Source organism: Snodgrassella sp. ESL0253, assembly GCF_013344965.1.
Classification (GTDB): domain Bacteria; phylum Pseudomonadota; class Gammaproteobacteria; order Burkholderiales; family Neisseriaceae; genus Snodgrassella; species Snodgrassella alvi_B.
In genome coordinates this window covers 1-1,718 of the sequence record NZ_JAAEDQ010000026.1, presented here as the reverse complement: position 1 = coordinate 1,718, position 1,718 = coordinate 1, and the positions used below count along the sequence as shown (strand labels likewise).

Here is a 1,718-nt window from a genome sequence, read left to right as displayed (position 1 = left end):
GTACAGTGATAGCAGTAGAATCCACGGATGTACTTGCCGGACTGGCAACAGGTGCAGTTACAGTAAGTAATTTACCTGCCTCTGCGATAAAATCGACAAGTAAGATTGGCGGGAAGTATGCTGAAGAGATTGAGCAAATAGGTAAAGAGGTAGGTAAAGGTTCTGCTAAGGCTATGAAAGGACCCAATTATAAAGTATATGATTTAAAAGATGTTCAAGATCAGGCTCTTAATTTAAATAGCATTAGACAAGCTACTCAAGATTATTTAAAATCTAGTTATCAAGATAAAGCTGTAAGCTATGCAGTAGCATCTGTAAATGTAAATGGTAAAACAGAGTATTTTCTGTCTGTGAGTGGTAAGGCATGGTCAGGAAGTGCGCCAACAACAGTAAAAATTGGTGGTGTTAACTATAAAGTAATTGTTACTGATAGCAAAAGCATTCCTAACGTATCGACTTCAGCAACGCAAACTAATTACAACCATGCAGAGCAAAAATTATTTAGCTATATTCATGATACTTTTAAAGGGCAGAAAGCAGATGTTAATATAGCGGTTCAAAACACATCTAAATATGAACCTGGAATGTGTGTAGGCTGTGGAAGTACAAGTCAGAGTTTTGCAGAAGCAAATAAAGGTTTTAATATAAAGATTTTTCAAGGTACAACAGGGAAAAATCCATGATTAATGAAAAACTAATAAGTTATTTACATTCAGTATATCCTGAATTACCTATAGATATTGGCCTTATTAAGGGGTATTCAGACGATGAAATAACTAAGATTGAACGACTTTATGATATTAAAGTAGCAGACCAATTATATGATTTTCTCCGTTGTATGGGACGCTGTAGTGGTGGGTTATTTGGTGATACTCCCTTATTGTTTTACCGTGATCAATGGAGTGTTCGAGGTCATATTTTATTCCAATCTGGTTTTACTGATGAATTAAAAAAATTACAGCTTTATGAATTAACTAAGCAAAAGCCATTTTTTATCTCTGTCGAATGGGAAACGCAATTTTATTTTTTACTTACAAAGTCTATTAATCCTAATTTAGTTTATCATTATGATGAAAATGACGAAATTGTTAAGGAAACACAATGGACTTTTAATGAGTATTTAAGAAAGTCTGTTGATTTAGATACAAGAAATTACAAAATACAAGTTATGCCGACTCAAAGTGGGGAATTAATCAATATTTAAAAATAAAATCCTAGATTTTAACTGAGATCTTTTTTATAACTATTTAAATTTACATTGCAAGCTTTATGACCAATTGTGTTGGAGCTTATACCTTGCGATGTATAATCACCGTATAAAACCGCTCAGTGACACTTCGTGTACCACCTTTGCAATGGGCTGTTTTTTAGCTTAAAATATGTTTAATTTATAATAACTACTTTAGTATAGTTGTTGTAATTAGTAGTAGTAATAGGTTTCCGCCTATTACTACTGCATTAATTTATTTTCTTATCTTTAAACTGCCATCTTATTTGCCTAACAACTTAACCTACTTCTTAGATAAGAGAATATCTAAAATATTTTAATCACAACTTTATCGTCACCGCCGGCCTGTCCAAAGGCGTGGCTAGCGTCGGCTACAGCAAATCCAAAACCCAGCTGGATCAGCAGGAGCAGAACCACACCCTTACCCTTAGCCAGATAGGCAGCCTCAAAGGCAACACCATCATCCAGGCCGATGGCGACCTCAATGCCA

The 1,718-nt window shown here is 34.6% G+C and carries 3 protein-coding genes; 2 read left to right on the top strand and 1 reads right to left on the bottom strand.

Annotation, left to right across the window (positions count from 1 at the left end; genetic code table 11):
• On the top strand, positions 1–683 hold a 683-nt coding region (locus GYX26_RS11155), incomplete at its 5' end, for a hypothetical protein (protein ID WP_202984321.1).
• Entirely contained in the window at positions 680–1,204 is a 525-nt protein-coding gene (locus GYX26_RS11150) for an SMI1/KNR4 family protein (protein WP_194240732.1), read from the top strand. The genes GYX26_RS11155 and GYX26_RS11150, both read left to right, overlap by 4 nt.
• Before the next feature lie 330 nt (positions 1,205–1,534).
• On the opposite strand, the gene GYX26_RS11145 is transcribed toward GYX26_RS11150, so the two are convergent.
• The coding region (locus tag GYX26_RS11145) for a hypothetical protein (protein ID WP_174829305.1) at positions 1,535–1,718 on the bottom strand (184 nt) is incomplete at its 5' end.

Coding starts and splice junctions, on each gene's coding strand:
- GYX26_RS11150 (WP_194240732.1), top strand. CDS start 680: ATGATTAATGAAAAACTAATAAGTTATTTACATTCAGTATATCCTGAA.